Here is a 19,766-nt window from a genome sequence, read left to right on the forward strand (position 1 = left end):
CGCCCTGCGCCTTATGCCGCCTCCAGGGCCTTGGTTCCCTTGGGCCAGAGCTGGGAGGCCAGCATGCCGCCCATCATCAGCGTACATCCGAAAAGCCCCCGGCTCCCCATGGATTCATCCAGGAGCAGCCACCCGGCCAGGGCCGCGAAAACGGCCTCCAGGCTGAGCAGGATGGCGGCGTGGGCCGGTTTGGCGTCGCGCTGGGCCACCACTTGCAGGGTGTAGGCCAGTCCCACGGACAAAAGCCCGCCGTAGAGAATGGGATACAGGGCCCCGGACAAGCCCTGGACCGTGACGGTTTCGGTGAAAAAGGCCGTCGCAAGGCTCAGGAGGCCACAGACCGCGTACTGGCCGCACGCCAACTGGGTGGCCCGCATGCGCGGCGATAGCCAGCCGATGAGACAGACGTGCCCGGCCCAGAACACGGCCCCAACCAGTTCCAGCACGTCCCCGAAGGACATGGTCAGATCCTCGGTGACCGACAAAAAATACAACCCCACGGCCGCCGCCACCGCACCAAGCCAGTCGCCGACAGTGGCTTTTTGCCGGAAGATCATCCCGATCATGGGCACGATGACCACATAGAGCCCGGTGATGAATCCGGCCTTGCCCGCCGTGGTGTAGACCAGCCCCACCTGCTGCAGGGTGGCCCCGGCGAAAAGGACAGACCCGGCCAGGAGGCCGCCCCATAGATTGAAAAAACCGCCCCGGCCGGAGCGCAGGAAATCGGAAGGGTGGCTTTGTCCCGCGCTGCGCAGGGCCAGGGGCAACAGCGCTCCCGCCCCGAGCAGAAACCGCACCCCGTTGAAGGTGAACGGTCCCACATGGTCCATGCCCAGGCGTTGGGCCACAAAGGCCAGGCCCCAGATGAGGGCTGTCAGCAAGAGCAGAATATCGGCTTTGAATTCGCGGGAACCCACGTCATGCTCCGGAGGAAACGGTTACGGCCGTTTTGCCCCGGCTCCCCCAGTCGCAAAAAGGGAATGCCGTCCGTGGCCAGACAGGCTGCAACCCCCGTAGGTCACTGCGCTCCCACATCGGCATGGGCGAAACCCGGGGCGTTTCCGGCACGAACAAAACACCCCGGGAGATTCTCGGTCACACGTCAAAACGCGGACGGATGGTCGCGTTATCCCGCCCGTTCGGCACTGCCGCCGTTACGCTGCTGGCGGGGCACGATGATGACCCGTTTGAGCGGGCCGTCGCCCTTGCTGCGGGTCTGGACGGTCTCGTCCTCCTGCAGGGCCAGATGCACCACCCGGCGGTGGTAGGACGAAAGCGGCTTGGTGCTCTGGGGACGCCCCAGGGACTTGGCCTTGTCCGCAAGATAAATGGCCATCTTGCGCAGATTGTCGTCCTGGCGTTCGCGATATTCGCCGGTGTTGATCTGGATGCGTACGGGATCTTCATGGCGTCTGGCCACGATGCGATTGGCCAGATATTGCAGGGAGGCCAGGGTCTGGCCCTCGCGGCCGATCAAAAGTCCGGAATTCTCCTCGTCCAGGACCAAAACGGTCACCCGCTCGGAGTTCCCGGAGATCTCCATCTCGGGCAGCGTCTCGAGGATGCCCGTCAGCAGATGGTCCATGACCTCGCGCACCAAAGCCGTGAGCTCCTCGGACAAGGGACCGGGAGGCGGCAAGGCCTCGCGTGGTTCACGGGGCTCACGGGGCTCACGGGGTTCGCGTTGCTCACGCTGCTCACGGGGCTCACGGGGCTCACGGGTCTCGCGCGGTTCACGCTGCTCACGAGGCTCACGCTGCTCACGGGGCTCACGCTGCTCACGGGGCTCGCGCGGCTCACGAGGGGCCCGGCCGCCGGACTGGCGGGGAGCGCCCTGGCGCGGTTTGCGCCGCTCAGAGGCCGGACGGTCCTCGGCGGCAGGAGGCGTCTTGGCTGCGGCGGCAGGCTCCCGGACAGGCTCGGAAGCGGCCGGGGCGGCAGCCTCTTCCCCGGTCTGGGGTGCGGCGGCATCCTGGGGCTCGGCCGGACGCGCGGGTTGCCGCGCCGCAGGCCTGGCCTCGGGCGCAGAGGCGGCCTTGGGGGCGGCCTCCTGGTCGGTTTCGGGCGCATCCGCCAAAGGGGTGGGGGCGGCCGATTTCGACGCCGGGGCGGTGGGTTCGGCCAGAAGCCTGATCTCCTCGCGCACCCTGGCCCGGATCTCGGCCTTTTTCTTGCCGACAAGTCCGAAAATGCCGGTGGATCCTCCGGTTATGATTTCAATTTCCAGTTTCTCCCGTTCCGTCTTGAAGAACCGGCAGGCCTGTTCCATGGCCTCGTCCACATTTTTTCCGCTGAATGTCTTCATCTCGCTCATGGGGTCTCCTTGGAGAGCGCCCGGCCCGGGGCGATGACCGGGCCGGGCGTGCATGGGGCGCGTTGTCCGGGCGATCAGGCCTTCTTGCTTTTGTTGATGAGGTGCCATTGCTGGGCGATGGACAAGACGTTGTTCACCAGCCAGTACACAACCAGCCCCGAGGGGAAGTTGAGGAACATGAAGGTGAACACGACCGGAAGCGCCAGCATGAGCTTGGCCTGGGTGGGATCGCCGGGGGCCGGGGTCATTTTCTGCTGCAAAAACATGGTCGCCCCCATGATGATGGGGGTGACGTAAAAGGGATCCTTGACGGACAAGTCGGCCAGCCAGACGATGTCCGTGAAGGGCACATGGGCGATAAACGGGGCGTGCCGCAGTTCGATCGCATTCAAAAGGGCCTGGTACAGGCCGATGAACACGGGAATCTGCACCACCATGGGCAGGCATCCGCCTGCCGGGTTGACCTTGTAGGTCTTGTACAACCGCATCATCTCTTCGTTCATCTTCTGGCGGTCATCTTTATACTTCTCGCGGATCTGGGCCATGAGCGGCTGCAACTTGCGCAACTGGTCCATGGACTTGTAGCTCTTGTGGGTCAGAGGCCAGAACACGATCTTGATGATGATGGTCAAGAGGATGATGGCCACGCCGTAGTTGCCCACATAGCCATGCAGGAAATCAAGCAGGATGAGCAGGGGCTTGGCGATGAAATCGAACCACCCGTAGTCGACGGAGGCCGAGAGGTTGCCCGGGGCCTTGGCCAGATACGCCGTCTCCTTGGGGCCCAGATAATACGCGGACGGCAGATCGACCCGGCTGGCGGCGGTCACGGACACGGCATCCTTTTCCATGGCCACCCGGTAGACGCCGTCCTCGAACTTGGCCTTGGCCAGATATCCCGGCTCCAGGGTCACGGCGGCCATGATGAAATAGTTGCTCTCCACGGAGGCCCACTTCACCCCCTTGTCGGCAACGACCCCCTGCTCGAGATCCTTGACGTCGGTGACCGTGTGCAAACCGGTATCGAAGTAGGCCACCTTGGTCACGTTGTAGGATTCGCTTTTCTCCGACAGCTTCTCGACGGCCAGGGCGGTGGCCACCTTGAGGCTGACCGGGGTGCTGGAGGCGTTGATCAAGGCCAGCTTTTCATCGAACAGGTAGTTGTCCGCCAGAAAGGTCATGGTGCGCTCGATGCGCAGGTCGCCGAGCTGGCCCACGAAGGTGATCGCCCCGCTTTGCCCCTGGCTCAGGTCCAGATCCCCGCCCTCAATGGACCACTGGGCGGCCTGCCAGGTGGGCTGGCCGTTGATGAGCAGCCCCAGGGGGGCCTTTTGGCGGGAGATGTCGCTGACCAGGTTCACCAGGGGGGAATCGGCGGCGATGGTCTGGCGATAGCCTGTGAGGGCAAAGGAATCGAGCACGCCGCCCAGGGAATTGAAAACTGCGGTGTAAAGCGGCGTTTTGACCGTGATCATGCGCCCCGGGGTGGGGGCGAAAGCCGACAGGGTTCCGATGGGCGCCGCTGTCGTGGCGGGTTTCGCCTCGGCCGGAGCAGCCTCAGATGTGGTGGCCTGGGGCGGCTGCGGGGGCTTTTTCGGCGTCGGGAACAGGAAGTTCCAGGCCAAAAGCACCGCCAGAGAGAGGACCACAGCCAGCATGACGCGTTTGTTTTCCATGGTGATGAATGTTTCCGTCGGTGGAGGTGAATATGGATGGGGCGCTGTCCTGGACGCTCCCGGCCGGACCCGTGGCGGCCGAAGGGGCGTCTGGCACCGGATCGTAGCCGTACCCCCCGAAGGGATGGCAACGCAAAAGGCGTTTGAGTGTCAAAAAGGAGGCACGGAAGAAACCAAACCGTGAATAGGCCTCATAGGCGTACCGGGAACAGGACGGCACGAAGCGACAACACGGCTGGTGCCAAGGCGAGACCGCGAGTTGATAAAACCGTATACACGAAAGGGCAATTCGTCGCATGACTGGCATCGGTCACGCCCCTGTGACGCGGGAGAAATCCTTGCGCAACCGGGCCACGAGCGGCAAAAGCTCGCGACAGGCGGCATCAAGGGAAAACCCGGCGACATCCAGGGATTTCTTGGCCACGATCACGATGTCGAGGGGAACCTCGACAGCCGATCCGTGCAGCCGAAAAAATTCCCTGAGCACGCGTTTTATGCGGTTGCGCGCCACGGCGCCGCCGCATTTTTTCCCAACCGTGAGCCCCAGCCGTGCGGACACGCCGTCCGCAGGCCGCAACAAAACAAACACCACAAAATGCCGGGTGAAATATTTGCGTCCCGAATCGTAGCAGGCCGTAAACCGGCCGCGACGGCGCAGCCGGTGCTCCGGGGGGTAAATCAGGCGGCCAGACGCTTGCGGCCTTTGGCCCGTCTGCGGCGCAGGATGGCCTGACCGTTTTTGGTTCTGGAGCGAACCAGAAAGCCGTGGGTACGATTTCTCCGGGTCTTGTGCGGCTGATATGTCATCTTGCTCATGCATAATCTCCAAGTGATGTGATGAACTTCTTCTCATATCCACAAACTCCGAGGCCGTCAACCGGGATTGCGTCCCGTCCGGTCGCCGTCCGGGTTTCTCCGTACCTCAGCCTGCCCGGGCGGGGTGGCCATGACGCGTCCGGCGAGGGCCAAGACGATGGCCTGCCCGACAAAAAACACGGGGTCACCGGCCATGGCGGCATAAGCCAGCCCGCTCCCGACGCCCAGAACTCCCGTGACGCGGGCCAGCCTCCTCGGGGACGTCCGGGGCCGGTTGTTGTCGCCGTCAACCCAGGCCATGCGCCATGATCCAAAGGCCCAGGCCAGGGCGAACCAGGCCTGCAGGGCAATGGCCAGCAAAAAGACGAAGAATCGAAGGGACATGTTCCCGCCTGGAAAACGCCTGTGGCCTGCACGCCCCCCGCTTTCGCTGTGCCGTGGCGGACGACGCCGGGAAAAAGAGTGTGTCCGTGAAAAAGAGTGTTGACAAGTTTTTTTTCAACGCGTAGCTTCCCCTTCTTCAGTGACGCGGGGTGGAGCAGCACGGTAGCTCATCGGGCTCATAACCCGAAGATCGCAGGTTCAAATCCTGCCCCCGCAACCAGCAAAATCAAGGGCTTACGGACGAAAATCCGTAGGCCCTTTTTCTGTTTCCTACCCTATTCCTACCCAGGAAGGACTCGCCACCTGGGAACCCACAAGATAGCCCCAGCAATTTGACCGTCCCGATCACAGTACAATTCGCAACTTCCGGACCTAAGCGCACAATCCGCAGATTCGCGAAATCCCTCCACGGGGGGACGATCACATCGGGAGCGGCAAAATCATGGCATCCCTTGTTTCAATCCACATCTCCGCGCGGGGCAACTGCAGAGTAGCCCTGGCCGAGGCTGCTCAAACGCCTCCTCGCCGCCGCAGCCCGTCCGCCCTCGCCCCCTCAGCAAGGGGGGAGCGGCGGTCGCAAAATATTCCTGACGACATCAGACCACCAGACATCCAAACACCGAAATACGCCCGCCCCTCCCCCTGATCGCCGCGCACATGACTGCCCAATGCACGCGTCCGGATGAAAAACGTCGCTGCCAGATCCTCCACGTTTCGGCCCTTTGCGCGACAATCCGCTCATTTCACGAGAAATACGCGTGCCCAGGCTCGTGTTCTTGATCTGGTTCGTCCTGAGACCGGGCGGTCAGGAGCCACCTCCCCGGCGACACGCTCGGGAAAAAGCATGTCGTATTTGACCAAAGGTCAAATACGACCGGCTGCGCCTGCCCGCAGGCGATGAGGTGGCGTAGTCGACCACAGGAGAATGAATCATTAAACCAGCATGTTGCAAAACAATACCGCCACAACAAAAACCGGCATGGAAAGTGTAGTATGAACATATATCATCATTCTTTCTAAACCTGCTGCCCTGTAGAGCAAACAGCATGACTTAAGAAGGAAAAAACTCTTTCATATGTAATAGTAAACAACGTGGAGATCACGCCATGTCAGGAACGAAAAAGATTGTTTTTGGCACAGTTCGCCAGATCAAGGGAACCATTAAAAATACTATTGGTTCGATAATAAATAATAAACAGATGGTGATCGAAGGCAACAACGAGAAGTTGTATGGCAAAATACAGGTCAAACTCGGCAATATTGAAAACACCATCACAGAGTATTGATGTGTATAGACATAAATGTTTCGCGATGGGCATTGCTAAAATGCAAAATTTTCACGTCGACATGCATAAACGGAATTAAACTAGCTCATATGTGCATATAATGACAATTCACATAAACACGGCGCGTTGTCATTTTCATATATGAAGTTAACTATAGGTTACAAAGCGAGTCAAAGAACAATTCATAATCGTTACAGATACGCTATTTATAAGTGAAATAATCGCGTTAAAATTAGGCGGTAATTATGAAAATATTCAAGGATGGAGAAGTAATACATCTCTACACAGTGCGACATCAGACAAATATAAAGGTAATCATTCTATGGGTCGTTGCGATATGTGCAGTCTTCGCCTTTTTATTGAGTACTGCGTCATTTGCCAGCGACCTGTCGACTCACGAGTCAATATCAACAGGCATGCATCATACTGTTGACGTTGCGATGAATAGAAGCACCCCCTTGGTCTTTACCTGCGATCCTCGCCTCGGTTTCAAAAATATGAAAGAGCGACGCGCGGCAATGAGTTTATCCGTACCAGCTGGGATGAAGATATTCTTTCAACGCATTGGGTCTTCATCAATATATCAAACTAAGAAGCATGGCTCTGTCTATATATTCAAGTCTGGAATGAATATCGACGCTGATGGAGCGTTCACCGCGTATCATCCTCTCCCCGGGAAAGGCCTGGACCACCTCGGAAACGCAGGACGACCTGGCAACTGGTGGGGGATTGTCACCCATAATACCAAGCGAAGCGGCAAGCCCGTTCTTCAGGATGCGACGGATCCTGCACCGGGCTACTACGTGTCCGGGACGAGTTTGCAGGACGCAACAAAAGAGAACAACGACCCGACGCGATATGTCAATTCTGAAGCGATACCATTCTTCGTTCTCCCCGGTGACAGCCGGATTCCGGCGACGATGGGCGACTTTGGATATGTGGTGAACATGGACACCGCGATGTCGTCGGGCTGCATCTTTGCGGACGTCGGCCCAGATAACAAGATTGGCGAAGGATCCATCGCGCTGGCCAGGGCTGTGGGCATCCCGAGCGACCCCAGGGGGGAAGGGACAACCGACCAAATGATCTATGTCGTCTTCACAGACACCTCTCAAGGGTGGCCTGTCGACAAAAAATATATCGACTCGCATTCGAATCAACTCTTTGAGCAGTGGGGCGGGATGGAGAGGCTGCGCCGCGAGATGTATTAATGAATATTCGGCCTCATGGCTATCTTGATGAAGCTTTGCATCGATAACTCGACCGGCGATGGTCTGAATATATCAACAGGTCACAAAAACTATTTAACGAAGGAGAATCATCATGACAATTGCTTTGAAGACACTTTGTGCGGCTGCGGCCTTGTCCCTGACGCTCGTTTCGGGAGCCGCCTTCGCTCAAGCCACGCCTGTGGTCGGCACCATCGGCATCACCAGTGAGGAAGTCCTGGTTGTCGCCAAGGGATGGAGCATCAAAAAGGATATCCTGGACAAGGATGTCTTCAATGAAGCCAATGAAAAGGTCGGCACCATCAGCGACATCATCGTGACCCCGGTGAAGGCCATGTCCTATGCGATTGTGGGCACTGGCGGCTTTTTGGGGATTGCGGAACATGACGTCGTCATTCCCCTCAGCCAGCTGACCATCAAGGACAAGCGTGTTCTGCTGCCGGGCGCCACCAAGGAAGCCGTCAAGGCCATGCCTGCCTTCAAGTACTCCAATTAACCTTCGCCCAGAGCAAAGCCGCAGTTACCGCTTTGAACAGATCCATCAAAGGAGGGTCATCGTGAAGTATCTCTCATTATTCGGGTTGGCGTTGTTGGCGCTCAGCATAACGGCCTGCACCGGTCCTCCGGGACCGCAGGGAGCAACCGGAGACAGGGGGTATACCGGACAGACCGGGTCAAAGGGAGTGCCTGGTCATACGGGGAGCACAGGCCAAAAGGGGAACACCGGATACACCGGCGCCACGGGCGCTGCCGGGAACAAGGGGAATACGGGAGAGATTGGTCGGCAGGGAATTGCAGGAGATACCGGCTTGCGCGGAGACACGGGTGATACCGGCCAGCAGGGTGACGTTGGCCAGCAAGGAAACACCGGCGATACCGGTTCCCGTGGCAACACGGGCGACACCGGCAGGCAGGGTGACACGGGCGACACCGGCCGACAGGGGAATACCGGGAGTCAGGGGAACAAGGGGAACACCGGTTCGACAGGGAACACCGGCGACTACGGTACTCCGTCGACGGTTATCGTTCGATAACAGGACCGGCGCCATGCGCACAGTTTTCGGTGGCCGCCTGGGGTTTGAGGGGAATGCGGCGCCGTGACCATGACAACCGGGGCACCCATCCGGCTTGGCTACATCGAGATTATTGAATCATCCAGGCTGTACGTTTCGCCCGATGCGTTGAACGGATGACGTGATGGGAACTGTGCATGAATCGCTATACTGGCTAGAGAACAGGAATACGGCTGGCAGGAGGTCGATGTTGAGCGCCTCCTGCCGATATTTTGCTCAAGATGTCGACGGACTAAGTTGTTTTCTGAATCATGCTGGTTTCATGTCTTTGAAATTTGTGTACGAGAATTTTTCAACACAATTGGTCAAAAGTATCATTTTCTTTAAAATACTGGCGAGTTCCTAGAGGGACGCAACGCCAGGAGATGAAACGACAGGATGGGATATGCCATGAACGATCTTCTCTGGTTTCTCCTTGTCGGGTTGATAGCCGGGTGGCTGGCCGGAGTCCTCATGGGGGGAGGCGGATTCGGCCTTGTGGGCGATCTTCTTGTGGGCGTCCTGGGCGCGGTTCTCGGCGGACACCTCTTTGGTTCCGCCATCATTGGCGTACATGGGCTCCTGGGGTCGATACTGGTGGCCACGCTTGGGGCGGTGATCCTGCTTGTCTGCTTGCGTGTGGTCCGACGGCTCACCTAGCGTCGTGTCCTGGACAATTGGCGCGCCTAAGTTGTGAAAAGAGCACTGTAACATGCTGCAATTACTTAAACAATACAGGCGTAATATTGAGAGACAACACACTGGCGGCAGTCGGCCATGAGAAAAAAGCCAGACGACGTTCACACCAAATAACATCACCGTGCAACATTCACAGTGAAAGGAGCCAGATCATGTCACGATATCACAATGTCACCGGATTGATCATTGTCGTTGTCCTTTCCTTCATTGTCGGATGTGCCTCAACGCCCACCCGGGAAGGCACAGGGGAATACATTGACGATAGCGTCATCACGGCAAAAGTGAAAACAGCGATATTTCAGGAGCCATCACTGCAATCCGCCGAGATCAATGTCGAAACGTTCAAGGGTGTGGTGCAGTTGAGCGGATTTGTCAGTTCCCGGCAGGATATCAATACTGCGGTCCATGTGGCTCGCAGGATTGTTGGCGTAAGCGATGTTCGCAACGACATGCTTGTCAAGGGACAGTGATAAAGCGTCACTTTGTCTCATGGGAGAAACTCTATCATCCTGAAAAATGTTCATCACAAGGAGAGAGACATGAAAAGAATTTCTTTTACCGCAACGCTCCTGCTTGCCTGCGCCTGCATAGGGCAACTCTCGTTCGCCGCCGGGCCAAACTCATTTGAATGCATACGGCCTGATGGCATGGTTGTCTGCACGGTGAACGCTCCATCCGGTGATCCAAGCACCATTTGCAATCGCGACTGCAAGGAATGCAGCTTGACGTGCGTAGCCAGGCAGCATGTCGTCCGGGATGGAAATGAGCTCATCTTCAATCCTGGCGCCTCGGCCCCCAGGCGTTCAAACCAGCCGCAGCATAACGGCGTTGAGACGAGACAATACTGTCGGCAGCAATATCGGCAATGCGTGGACTCGTGCCGGAATAACCCGAGCAACAGAACCCAATACGACGTCGATGTGTGCACTTCGAGTTGTTCCAGTACCCTTTCGGGTTGTGGCCGCAGGCCCTGATCCGTGTGTTGAAGCGCCTCCCCCTGCGCGCCACGCCGCCCCTGGGTACGGTATTGTCTTGACCAGGGGGAGACATGTTCTTAAGCATGATGCTATGGAGAAGACGGTCCGCCTGAAAACTGGTAACGGCCAAATGATTTTTTACTGGGCAGGGGTAGCCTCCAAACGGAACCTCTGCACTCGCGCAGGACGGCCTTCGGGCCAAAACGGCCGGGCCAGGCGAAAGCGCGGCATTTTGGGAGACGGTCTGGCGTATGCCAGGGGGCGTGAGGGATGTGAGGCATGAACATGCAGCATGTCCAATGATCCCCGAGGGCGACCGATGCCGGAAGGCACGGCCGCTCTCGCCGGTTCGCAGAGCGAGAGGCAGACCCGCCGCACGGGCGTCGTCCATGCCGGGGCGAGGCTGGTTTCTGATTGTGCCGCAATGCGTGCCAAGTGACTCGGGAAATGAGACGAATGCCAACATACCACACGCATGACAGGCGAAGGCTGCAAACCTTCGTCCGTTTTTTCGACAACTTCCTGGGGTCGATTCTTGAGCCTTTGGTGTTGCTTGATGCCGAACTCAGGATCGTGAAAGCCAATATGTCTTTTTATCAGACCTTCCATCTCACGCCACAAAATACGGAAGGCGTTTTGATATACGAACTTGACAACGGCCACTGGAATATCCCCAGACTAAAGCTTCTGCTTGAGGCAATCCTTCCCAAGAACAACATCTCCCAAGATTTTACGATAGAACATGATTTTAATAACATTGGACATAAGATATTACATGTGAACGCCAGGTTGATTTGCGACAATATAAATGTTCCGCAATTGATCTTTCTGGCTATAAATGATGTAACCGAGCGCGAGGGATATAAAAAACATCTTGAGGATATCGTTTCCGAAAGAACCGCAGAACTTCTCATCGCAAAGGAGGAGTCTGACAAGAGAAAACAAATTGCCGAGGCTTCACTTTCAGAGATTGAACACCTTAAGCAGCTTTTAGAGATCGAGCGGGCCTATCTGAAGGAAGAGATAAAGCTTGAATACAATCATGAAAATATTATCGGGCAAAGTACTGCGATCAATTCCGTCTTTTACAAGATCGAGCAGATAGCCGCCACGGACACCAACGTCCTGATTCTCGGAGAGACCGGAACGGGCAAGGAACTGGCGGCCAGGGCCATTCACGGCTTGAGCCTGCGCAAGGACCGGGCCCTGGTGAAGATGAATTGCGCCGCGCTGCCGGCAAATCTTATCGAAAGCGAGCTTTTCGGCCATGAAAAGGGCGCGTTCACCGGGGCGCTGGCCAAGCGGCTGGGCAGATTCGAGGTCGCCAACCACGCCACCCTTTTTTTGGACGAGATCGGCGAACTGCCCCTGGAGTTGCAGGCAAAACTGCTCCAGGTGCTGCAAAACGGCGAGTTCGAGCGCTTAGGCAGTTCGCAAACCATCAAGGTCGATGTCCGGATTATCGCCGCCACCAACCGGGATCTGGAGGAAGAGGTCCGCAAGGGGACGTTTCGCGGCGATCTGTGGTACCGGCTGAACATCTTCCCGATCCTCATGCCGCCACTGCGGGACCGCGTGGAGGACATCCCCCTGCTCGTCAATTTCTTCGTCACCAAGATATCCAAGCGATTGGGCAAGACCATCGAGATCATCCCGGTGACGGTCATGCAGGCCTTGCAGCAGTATCCCTGGCCCGGCAACGTCCGGGAGCTGGAGAATGTCCTGGAGCGCGGGGTGATCGTTTCCTCCGGCCCGAAGCTGCGTCTGGTGGATGAACTCCGCAGCATGCCCGTGGCGGATTCACGCGCCGCCACGAAGACGTTGGAGGCTGTCGAGCGGGACCATATCGTCCGCATCCTGGAGCAGACCCAGTGGAAAATCGGCGGGAAAAACAGCGCGGCTGAAATCCTTGGCCTGGAACGCAGCACCCTGCGTGGCCGGATGCGCAAGCTCGGCATCCGCAAGATGACTTCCTAGTGTTGCGTCCCCGACATGGGGATAGCGGCCTGGCTCATCCCGGCAGTCCCTTTCTCTGGCCAAATATGACCTATGAACTCATATTTGACCAGTTGCCGCCTGGGCACAGCCGCCGTTCGTTTTCCTCGGGAGGAGAACAGCCTGTCCGGACGAACGGAGTCGATCCCATTGGCGCGCACATCTCTTCTTTTGGTTTTTGTTTACAGTTTTGAGCAGGTATCTTCGGCTTTCGCCACCCACAGTGCGGATTTACAAGAATTTTGAGCGCATTCAGCATGAACTATTTCACGGGCAATTCCATATGAAATGAATTTTAGACAGTACGTGAGCCAGGGCTTGACCGGAAAGACCATCCTGGTACTCTTTTTGTATAGAATTTCATATTCAACAATGGTGCATTGTGTTACATGCCTTCGAACATCCATGAAGACACAACATGTTCGGTTCCGGAAAATCATGGCGATCCGGAAGTAGACTCACCAAAAAACGTGGTCACGATTGGAACCCAATGCCAAAGAAGAATGAAACGCTGGAACAGGCCGATATGTCCGACCGTGCAGCGCCAATCGAAACGCCGACGGGAGCAGCAAAACACGCGGCAACGAACGCCGCCCCCGGGCATGTTCCGGTTATCGGCCTGGGGGCCTCGGCAGGGGGCCTTGAGGCCCTGGAACTGTTTCTCCGCAACGTCCCCGCGGGCTCCGGCTTGGCCTTTGTCGTCATCCAGCACATGGACCCCACCAAGAAGGGCGCCCTGGTCGAATTGCTCCAAAGGGCCACGGATATGCCGGTCCAGGAGGTCGAGGACGGCCTGCGGATCGCGCCCGAGCATATCTATGTCATCGCCCCGAACACGGACATCTCCATCCTGGGCGACGCCCTGCATCTGTTCCCCCCGACCCAGGCCCGGGGCCTTCGCCTGCCCATCGATTTCTTCCTGCGCTCCCTGGCCGACGACCGGGGGCCCTCCGCCATCGGCGTCATCCTCTCGGGCATGGGCTCAGACGGCATGCTGGGCCTGGGCGCCATCAAGGAAAAAGGCGGGGGAACATTCGTCCAGGAGCCGGGAACGGCCAAATTCGACGGCATGCCGCGCAGCTCCATCGACGCCGGGCTGGCGGACGTCGTGGCCCCAGTGGAAGAATTGCCCGGCAGGATTCTGGCCTACCTCAAGCACGCCCATCCGGCCGCCCCGTCGGCCATCGCCATCAAGGCCAAGGACCAAAGCGCCCTGGAAAAAGTCTTGATCCTGTTGCGCTCCCAGACCGGCCACGATTTTTCCCTGTACAAAAAAAGCACCATCTATCGCCGTATCGAACGGCGCATGGGCCTGCACCAGATCGACGAGATCCCGGACTATGTGCGGTTTCTGCGGGAGAACCGCCAGGAGATCGAGCTGCTTTTCAAGGAGCTTCTGATCGGAGTGACGAGTTTTTTCCGGGATCCGCTGGCCTGGGAATATCTGAAGACAACGGTCATCCCGGCCCTCCTGGCCGCACAGCCGGAGGGCGGAACCCTGCGGGCCTGGGTGCCGGGCTGCTCCACCGGGGAAGAGGCCTATTCCCTGGCCATGATTTTTAAAGAGGCCCAGGACGCCTGCCGACCGCCGCGCAGCCACGCGCTTTTGATCTTCGCCACCGACCTGGACCGGGACGCCATCGACAAGGCCCGGGCGGCCGCCTATCCGGAAAATATCGCCGTGGACGTCTCCCCGGAACGCCTGCACCGGTTTTTCAACCAGGTCGAGCATGGCTTCAAGGTGGGCCAGGAGATACGGGAGACCGTCATATTTGCCCCGCACAACGTGGCCATGAACCCGCCGTTCACCAAACTGGACTTCCTGATCTGCCGCAATCTGCTCATCTACCTGGATCACTCGCTGCAACAAAAGCTGTTGCCGCTTTTTCATTACAGCCTTAATCCCGGCGGCACGCTGTTTCTGGGCAGTGCGGAAACAGTCGGAACCTTCACCGACCTGTTCTCCCCCCTGGACAGCAAGCTGCGGCTGTACCGGCGCCTTGACGTGGCCACGCATGCCGCCCCAGTGGAGTTTCCCGACGCCTTCAGGGCTGCTCCGTCCCCGTCGGCCGATCCCTCACGGAAGCCCGCACCTGTCCCCAACATCCAGGTTCTGACCGAACGATTGCTCTTGCAATACTATGCCCCGGCTGGCGTACTGACCACGGAAAAGGGAGACATCGTCTATATCAGCGGACGCACGGGCAGGTACCTGGAGCCTGCGGCGGGCAAGGCAAACTGGAATCTATTCGCTATGGCCCGGGGAGATCTCCACTTCAAGCTCGATGCTGCCTTTCTCCAGGCGGTCAGGGAGAGAAAATCCGCCATAATAAAAAGCGTCCACCTGGGAACAAACGGCGGGAAACATGCCGTTGACGTGGTGATACACCCTATTGACGATCCTTCTGATCTGAAAGGAATGGTCCTGGTCGTCTTTTTGGATGTCCCGGACGCCCTGGAGACGGCGGTTCCCACCTCCTTCAACCCGGAGATAAAGGATATTTCCCAACTGGAGGCCCTCGGGCGGGAGCTGCTCCAGGCCAGAAGCGAGGCCAAAACAATTCGACAGGAGATGCAGACTTCCCAGGAAGAACTGCGACTCAGCAATGAAGAATTGCAATCCGCAAACGAGGAATTGCAATCAACGAATGAAGAGCTGACCACATCGAAGGAAGAAATTCAGTCCATGAACGAGGAACTCCAGACCGTCAATCATGAATTGAAGGCCAAATTCGACGACCTGTCCCGGGCCAACAACGACATGAAGAACCTGCTCAACAGCACCGACATCGCCACGCTGTTTCTGGACGACGACCTTCATGTGCGGCGGTTCACCACCCAGGTCGCATCGATCTTCAAACTCATTCCAAGCGATGTGGGGCGGCCCATCACGGACATCGCCACGGTGCTGGACTATCCCGACATGGTCGCGGACGCACGCGAGGTGCTGCGCTCCCTGGTCTTTCTCGAAAAAGCCCTTCCCGCCCGGGATGGCCGCTGGTTTCTGACGCGCGTCATGCCCTATCGCACCCTGGACAATCGGATTGACGGATTGGTGATCACCCTGTCCGACGTAAGCGCGTCCAAGCGTCTGGAGGAGCGGCTGCGGGAAAAGGAACACGAGGCCCTGGCGGTGTTCGCCAGCATGCCCAATGCGTTCGCACTCCTTACGACCGTGCTCGACCCAGCCGGAACCTTTGTCGACGGCCGGTTTGTTTTCGTCAACGAGGCCTTTGCGGACCTTTGGGGCAGACCAAGCGAGGAGGTGCTGGGCCGGACCCTGCGCGAGGTGTGGCCAGGGAGCGAGGCGCGTTGGCGGACGGCCTGCCAGGATGCGGCCGTTCACGGCGTTCGCGGTGGTTTCGATCTGTTTTTCGAACATGGCGCGAAAACCGTTCGGTGTTCCGCTTACCGGCCGGGTGATAAACCCGACCGCTTTTGCCTCCTGTTCGAGGCGGCCGCCGGGGCATGGGAGGGAGCACGCCTCGGAGACGACGCCACCAGAGAAGCCGGAGGGGGCGCATGATGAGAAGCGACGGATCAGGGCCAACGGAACCAGCCGTCCTGCGCCAGCAGGCCGAGGAAATGCTGCGTCGCACACAAACCGGCCCGACCGTCGCCGAATCTTCGGGGGATTTGAAGCGGCTCGTCCACGAGCTCCAGGTCCACCAGATTGAGCTTGAGCTGCAAAACGAAGAGCTGCGCCGCTCCCGGGACGAGGTAGAGGCGGGGCTGGCCCGCTACGCCGACCTCTATGACTTCGCCCCGGTCGGGTATTTCACCCTCGACGGCGATGGCACTATCCTCAAGGTGAATCTTGCCGGAACCAACGTGGTGGAGGTGGAGCGGGCCAACCTGATCAACCGGCGTTTCCACGTCCTTCTCCCCACCGAATCCTTTTCCGCCTTCACCGACTTCCTTCAGGAGGCCTTTCGGGGCACGGGGCAGGCCATCTTCGAAACGCACATGGTCACGGGAAAAGGGCACGCGAAATGTGTGCGCCTTGAGGCCGTCGTCCCCAAGGGGCGTCCGGAATGCCGGATGGCCATGACGGACATCACCGAGCGCACGGAGATCGGGGATGTCCAGAATTTTCTTTCATCCAGCGGATGGACAGGCGCGGGCGAGGATTTTTTTCAATCCCTGGCCCGCTATCTGGCCGAAAAGCTGGAGATGGGGTTTGTCTGCATCGATCTGCTGGAGGGAGACGGGCTGACCGCCCGGACGGTGGCCGTCTACTCCGACGGGCATTTCGAGGACAACATGTCCTATGCCCTCAAGGACACCCCTTGCGGCGACGTGGTCGGCAAGATGATCTGCTGCCATCCGGAACATGTCCGGCGGCTGTTCCCAAAAGACGAGGCGCTGGCGGCCATGGACGCCGAAAGCTACATCGGGACGACCCTGTGGGGCTCCCATGGACGGCCGATAGGATTGATCGCCCTCATCGGCCGCACCCCCCTTTGCAACGCCCGGCTGGCGGAGACCCTGTTGCGCATCGTGAGCGTCCGGGCCGCCGGGGAACTGGAGCGCCGACAGGCCGAGGGGGATCTCATCGCGGCCAAGGAGCAGGCCGAATCCGCCAACCGGGCCAAGAGCGAATTTTTGTCCAACATGAGCCATGAGATCCGTACCCCGTTAAACGGCGTACTCGGCATGCTCCAGTATCTGAAGTTGACCGCCCTGGCCGACGAGCAGAAAGACTGCGTGGCCCATGCGACCTCAGCCAGTTGGCGACTTTTGGCCCTCCTGGACGACATCCTGGATTTTTCCAGGATGGAGGCCGGCAGGTTGAACCTGACCATGAAGCCCTTCGCCCTGGGTGACATTTTTCGATCCGTGTCGGACATCCTCGACGTGGTCGCCGGGAAAAAGGGCCTGGCCACCTTCTGGCATATCGACCCGCGCGTTCCCCTTCGGCTGGTGGGCGACGAGGCCAGGATACGGCAGATTCTTTTCAATCTGGTCGGCAACGCCGTCAAGTTCACGACCCGGGGCGAGGTCCGGATCATGGCCTGGGCCGAATCCGGCGACGCCCCGGAAGGATGCAGGCTTTCTTTTTCGGTGCATGACACGGGCATGGGCATCCCTCCCGAACAGCAAGACCGTATTTTCGACCGCTTCACCCAGGTCGAGGTCTCCTACACCCGGCAATACCAGGGCGCAGGCCTGGGGTTGGCCATCGTCAAGCGGCTTGTGGACCTGATGGACGGCGAGATCTCCTTAAAAAGCACGGTCGGGGCGGGTACCCGGATAACCGTGTCCATCCCCTGCGCCCTGCCCCGGGAAGAACACGACGCGACGCCTGCGGCCATGCCGTCCCCGGAACCGCGCAGGCGGACTCGGAAGCTGCTGGTCGTCGAGGACGAACCCGTCAATCTGAGGGGCATGGAGGCGCTGCTCGGGCGCAGGGGCTATGAGGTGGCCACCGCCCGCAATGGGGTGGAAGCCCTGGACGCCCTGCGCCAATCCCAATTCGATTGCATCCTGATGGACGTCCAGATGCCGGTGATGGACGGCATCGAGGCCGTGCGCCACATCCGCAGCGACAAGGACTTTGCGGCGGTGTCGGGCATCCCGGTCATCGCGGTGACGGCCTATGCCCAGACGGGCGATCGTGAGAAATTCCTGGCGGCGGGCATGGACGACTATGTGGCCAAGCCCGTGGCGCTTCATGCGCTCGAAGAGGTCATCGACCGGCTGATCGGGGAAAAATCGTCGCCGCCCGGGGGGAAGGCCTCGGCGCCACCGGCTGTTTCCCTGACGCCGTGAGGACGGGCCGGGCCGGGCCGTCCATTTGGGAACCATCCGGGGATGCGCCCTCCCCCGCTTAGGCCTCGGGCGCGGTATCGACGCAAAGCACCCGGCGGGCCACGCGCTCGAAGTGCAGGCCGAGAATCGCCAGTTCCACGGCCACGGGAAAGGCCTTGCGCTTGGTCGTAAGCGTTTTGAGCATGAGCTTCCAATACGCAAAGCGGGCGTGTGAGACCACGCCGATGGACCACATGCTGCGCGCGAAGGCCCAAACCTCGGTGGAGAGTATCTTTCCCCGCGCCGTGGGGGTATAAGCGGCCAGAAAGGTGTTGATGCGCTGGTAGTATTTTTTCGGGGAATAGATCACGCCAAGGAGTTGTTTATAGCCTTCAAGCAGCGTCTCACGGCCCATCCTGGGAATGAAGTTTAGGCTGGCGTCCGTGTTTTCCCCGCTCATCTCGCCGACCAGACGATCCTCGGCCTGAAGGCGCCGCCACAACCGGGTTTGCGGCAGGGCGTTAAGCACGCCGACCATGGCCGTGACCACCCCGATATCCTGGATGAAACGAATCTGCTGCTCGAAGATCGACGGCGTGTCGTGGTCGAAACCCACGATAAATCCCCCCATGACCTGCATGCCATGCTGATGGATGGTGCGCACGGCGCTGGCGAAATCCGTGGCCACGTTCTGGTTTTTCCCGCATTCCTTGAGGCTCTCCACGGACGGGGTCTCGATGCCGATGAAGACCTTGTGGAAATTGGCCGCGCTCATCATGCGCATGAGCGTTACGTCCTGCGCCAGGTTGACGCTGGCCTCGGTCATGAACTTGTAGGGATAGCCGCGCTTTCTCTGCCAGGCCGCAAGGAGCGGCAGGAACTCTTTGACGTGGGCCAGATTGCCGATGAAGTTGTCGTCCACGATAAAGACCGTGTCCCGCCAGCCCGCGTCGTAGAGGCTTTGCAGTTCGCCAAGCATCTGGTCGGGACTTTTGACCCGGGGCCGCCGCCCATTCATGGCCACAATGCCGCAGAATTCGCAGTCAAAGGGGCAACCGCGCGAATACTGCACGGACATGGACACATAATCCTTGAAGTTCACCAGTTCCCACAAGGGCAGCGGCGTGGCCCCGAGATCGGGCCGCCCGGCGGCCTCGTAGACCGGCCTGGCGCGGCCGTGCTGCAAATCCTCAAGAAACGTCGGCAGGATGTCCTCGGCCTCGCCCAGGATGAAATGGTCCACCCCGGGGAAACTCCCGGGCTGGGCTAAGAAGGCCGGCCCCCCCGCGACCACCCGTTTGCCCGCGGCCTTGGCCCGGGCGATGATGTCCCGGGCGCTTGGCGTCTGAACGAGCATGGCGCTGACCAGAACCACGTCGGCCCAGGCCAGATCGGCCTCGCCAAGGGGGGCGACATTGACGTCCACGAGCCGTTTTTCCCAGGACGGCGGCAGCATGGCGGCCACCGTAAGCAGGCCCAGGGGCGGAAAGGCCGCTTTCTTGGCGATAAACGGCAGGACGTGCTTGAAACTCCAAAACGTGTCCGGATAGGCGGGATAGACCAGAAGGGCGTTCATGGTTGGCG

The 19,766-nt window shown here is 59.1% G+C and carries 17 protein-coding genes and 1 tRNA gene; 10 read left to right on the plus strand and 8 right to left on the minus strand.

Annotation, left to right across the window (positions count from 1 at the left end; genetic code table 11):
* Positions 1–11 precede the first annotated feature (11 nt).
* The 7 genes from GD606_RS07710 to GD606_RS07740 all read right to left on the minus strand — a co-directional run bounded on the left by GD606_RS07710 (position 12) and on the right by GD606_RS07740 (position 5,193).
* The gene (locus GD606_RS07710) at positions 12–920 is read right to left on the minus strand and encodes a DMT family transporter (protein ID WP_163300236.1); all 909 of its coding nucleotides are present in this window, start codon (positions 918–920) and stop codon (positions 12–14) included.
* A 209-nt stretch (positions 921–1,129) separates the two neighbouring features.
* A complete protein-coding gene (locus GD606_RS07715; RefSeq protein WP_163300237.1) occupies positions 1,130–2,317 on the minus strand; it encodes a protein jag in 1,188 nt (395 codons plus the stop codon).
* Between the two features lie 74 nt (positions 2,318–2,391).
* Complete coding sequence (yidC, locus tag GD606_RS07720) at positions 2,392–3,993, minus strand: membrane protein insertase YidC (RefSeq protein ID WP_163300238.1); 1,602 nt, start codon at positions 3,991–3,993, stop codon at positions 2,392–2,394.
* Entirely contained in the window at positions 3,875–4,300 is a 426-nt protein-coding gene (yidD, locus tag GD606_RS20920; protein ID WP_368356348.1) for a membrane protein insertion efficiency factor YidD, read from the minus strand. The genes yidC and yidD overlap by 119 nt, the downstream gene beginning before the upstream one ends.
* 3 nt (positions 4,301–4,303) lie before the next feature.
* Positions 4,304–4,675 carry a ribonuclease P protein component gene (gene rnpA / locus GD606_RS07730; protein ID WP_163300273.1) on the minus strand — a complete coding sequence of 124 codons (372 nt, stop codon included), beginning with the start codon at positions 4,673–4,675 and terminating at the stop codon, positions 4,304–4,306.
* Positions 4,672–4,809 carry a 50S ribosomal protein L34 gene (gene rpmH, locus GD606_RS07735; protein WP_163300240.1) on the minus strand — a complete coding sequence of 46 codons (138 nt, stop codon included), beginning with the start codon at positions 4,807–4,809 and terminating at the stop codon, positions 4,672–4,674. The genes rnpA and rpmH overlap by 4 nt, the downstream gene beginning before the upstream one ends.
* 57 nt (positions 4,810–4,866) lie before the next feature.
* A complete protein-coding gene (locus tag GD606_RS07740) occupies positions 4,867–5,193 on the minus strand; it encodes a hypothetical protein (protein ID WP_163300241.1) in 327 nt (108 codons plus the stop codon).
* Between the two features lie 143 nt (positions 5,194–5,336).
* Here GD606_RS07740 and GD606_RS07745 point away from each other — a divergent pair.
* The 10 genes from GD606_RS07745 to GD606_RS07790 all read left to right on the plus strand — a co-directional run bounded on the left by GD606_RS07745 (position 5,337) and on the right by GD606_RS07790 (position 18,203).
* A tRNA-Met gene (locus GD606_RS07745) sits at positions 5,337–5,413 on the plus strand.
* 886 nt (positions 5,414–6,299) lie between these two features.
* On the plus strand, positions 6,300–6,479 hold the full coding sequence (locus tag GD606_RS07750) for a CsbD family protein (protein WP_163300242.1): 180 nt from the start codon (positions 6,300–6,302) through the stop codon (positions 6,477–6,479).
* A 245-nt stretch (positions 6,480–6,724) separates the two neighbouring features.
* Complete coding sequence (locus GD606_RS07755; RefSeq protein WP_163300243.1) at positions 6,725–7,690, plus strand: glycoside hydrolase family 75 protein; 966 nt, start codon at positions 6,725–6,727, stop codon at positions 7,688–7,690.
* Positions 7,691–7,802: 112 nt separating this feature from the next.
* Positions 7,803–8,204 carry a PRC-barrel domain-containing protein gene (locus GD606_RS07760; RefSeq protein ID WP_163300244.1) on the plus strand — a complete coding sequence of 134 codons (402 nt, stop codon included), beginning with the start codon at positions 7,803–7,805 and terminating at the stop codon, positions 8,202–8,204.
* 61 nt (positions 8,205–8,265) lie between these two features.
* On the plus strand, positions 8,266–8,742 hold the full coding sequence (locus tag GD606_RS07765) for a collagen-like domain-containing protein (RefSeq protein WP_163300245.1): 477 nt from the start codon (positions 8,266–8,268) through the stop codon (positions 8,740–8,742).
* 429 nt (positions 8,743–9,171) lie between these two features.
* Positions 9,172–9,420 carry a GlsB/YeaQ/YmgE family stress response membrane protein gene (locus GD606_RS07770; protein WP_163300246.1) on the plus strand — a complete coding sequence of 83 codons (249 nt, stop codon included), beginning with the start codon at positions 9,172–9,174 and terminating at the stop codon, positions 9,418–9,420.
* 191 nt (positions 9,421–9,611) lie between these two features.
* On the plus strand, positions 9,612–9,929 hold the full coding sequence (locus tag GD606_RS07775; protein WP_163300247.1) for a BON domain-containing protein: 318 nt from the start codon (positions 9,612–9,614) through the stop codon (positions 9,927–9,929).
* 963 nt (positions 9,930–10,892) lie between these two features.
* Positions 10,893–12,413, plus strand: a complete 1,521-nt coding sequence (locus tag GD606_RS07780) for a sigma-54 interaction domain-containing protein (RefSeq protein ID WP_163300248.1) — start codon at positions 10,893–10,895, stop codon at positions 12,411–12,413.
* 544 nt (positions 12,414–12,957) lie between these two features.
* A complete protein-coding gene (locus GD606_RS07785; protein WP_163300249.1) occupies positions 12,958–15,957 on the plus strand; it encodes a chemotaxis protein CheB in 3,000 nt (999 codons plus the stop codon).
* Positions 15,954–18,203, plus strand: a complete 2,250-nt coding sequence (locus GD606_RS07790; RefSeq protein ID WP_163300250.1) for a hybrid sensor histidine kinase/response regulator — start codon at positions 15,954–15,956, stop codon at positions 18,201–18,203. Before GD606_RS07785 ends, GD606_RS07790 begins: the two co-directional genes overlap by 4 nt.
* A gap of 58 nt (positions 18,204–18,261) precedes the next feature.
* Here GD606_RS07790 and GD606_RS07795 read toward each other — a convergent pair whose 3' ends face one another.
* The gene (locus GD606_RS07795; RefSeq protein ID WP_163300251.1) at positions 18,262–19,758 is read right to left on the minus strand and encodes a B12-binding domain-containing radical SAM protein; all 1,497 of its coding nucleotides are present in this window, start codon (positions 19,756–19,758) and stop codon (positions 18,262–18,264) included.
* Positions 19,759–19,766 lie beyond the last annotated feature (8 nt).

Source organism: Desulfolutivibrio sulfodismutans DSM 3696 (assembly GCF_013376455.1).
Lineage (GTDB): Bacteria > Desulfobacterota > Desulfovibrionia > Desulfovibrionales > Desulfovibrionaceae > Desulfolutivibrio > Desulfolutivibrio sulfodismutans.

Coding starts and splice junctions, on each gene's coding strand:
- GD606_RS07715 (WP_163300237.1), bottom strand. CDS start 2,317: ATGAGCGAGATGAAGACATTCAGCGGAAAAAATGTGGACGAGGCCATG.
- yidC (WP_163300238.1), bottom strand. CDS start 3,993: ATGGAAAACAAACGCGTCATGCTGGCTGTGGTCCTCTCTCTGGCGGTG.
- yidD (WP_368356348.1), bottom strand. CDS start 4,300: ATGCCAGTCATGCGACGAATTGCCCTTTCGTGTATACGGTTTTATCAA.
- rpmH (WP_163300240.1), bottom strand. CDS start 4,809: ATGAGCAAGATGACATATCAGCCGCACAAGACCCGGAGAAATCGTACC.
- GD606_RS07740 (WP_163300241.1), bottom strand. CDS start 5,193: ATGTCCCTTCGATTCTTCGTCTTTTTGCTGGCCATTGCCCTGCAGGCC.
- GD606_RS07750 (WP_163300242.1), top strand. CDS start 6,300: ATGTCAGGAACGAAAAAGATTGTTTTTGGCACAGTTCGCCAGATCAAG.
- GD606_RS07755 (WP_163300243.1), top strand. CDS start 6,725: ATGAAAATATTCAAGGATGGAGAAGTAATACATCTCTACACAGTGCGA.
- GD606_RS07760 (WP_163300244.1), top strand. CDS start 7,803: ATGACAATTGCTTTGAAGACACTTTGTGCGGCTGCGGCCTTGTCCCTG.
- GD606_RS07770 (WP_163300246.1), top strand. CDS start 9,172: ATGAACGATCTTCTCTGGTTTCTCCTTGTCGGGTTGATAGCCGGGTGG.
- GD606_RS07775 (WP_163300247.1), top strand. CDS start 9,612: ATGTCACGATATCACAATGTCACCGGATTGATCATTGTCGTTGTCCTT.
- GD606_RS07780 (WP_163300248.1), top strand. CDS start 10,893: ATGCCAACATACCACACGCATGACAGGCGAAGGCTGCAAACCTTCGTC.
- GD606_RS07785 (WP_163300249.1), top strand. CDS start 12,958: ATGTCCGACCGTGCAGCGCCAATCGAAACGCCGACGGGAGCAGCAAAA.
- GD606_RS07790 (WP_163300250.1), top strand. CDS start 15,954: ATGATGAGAAGCGACGGATCAGGGCCAACGGAACCAGCCGTCCTGCGC.
- GD606_RS07795 (WP_163300251.1), bottom strand. CDS start 19,758: ATGAACGCCCTTCTGGTCTATCCCGCCTATCCGGACACGTTTTGGAGT.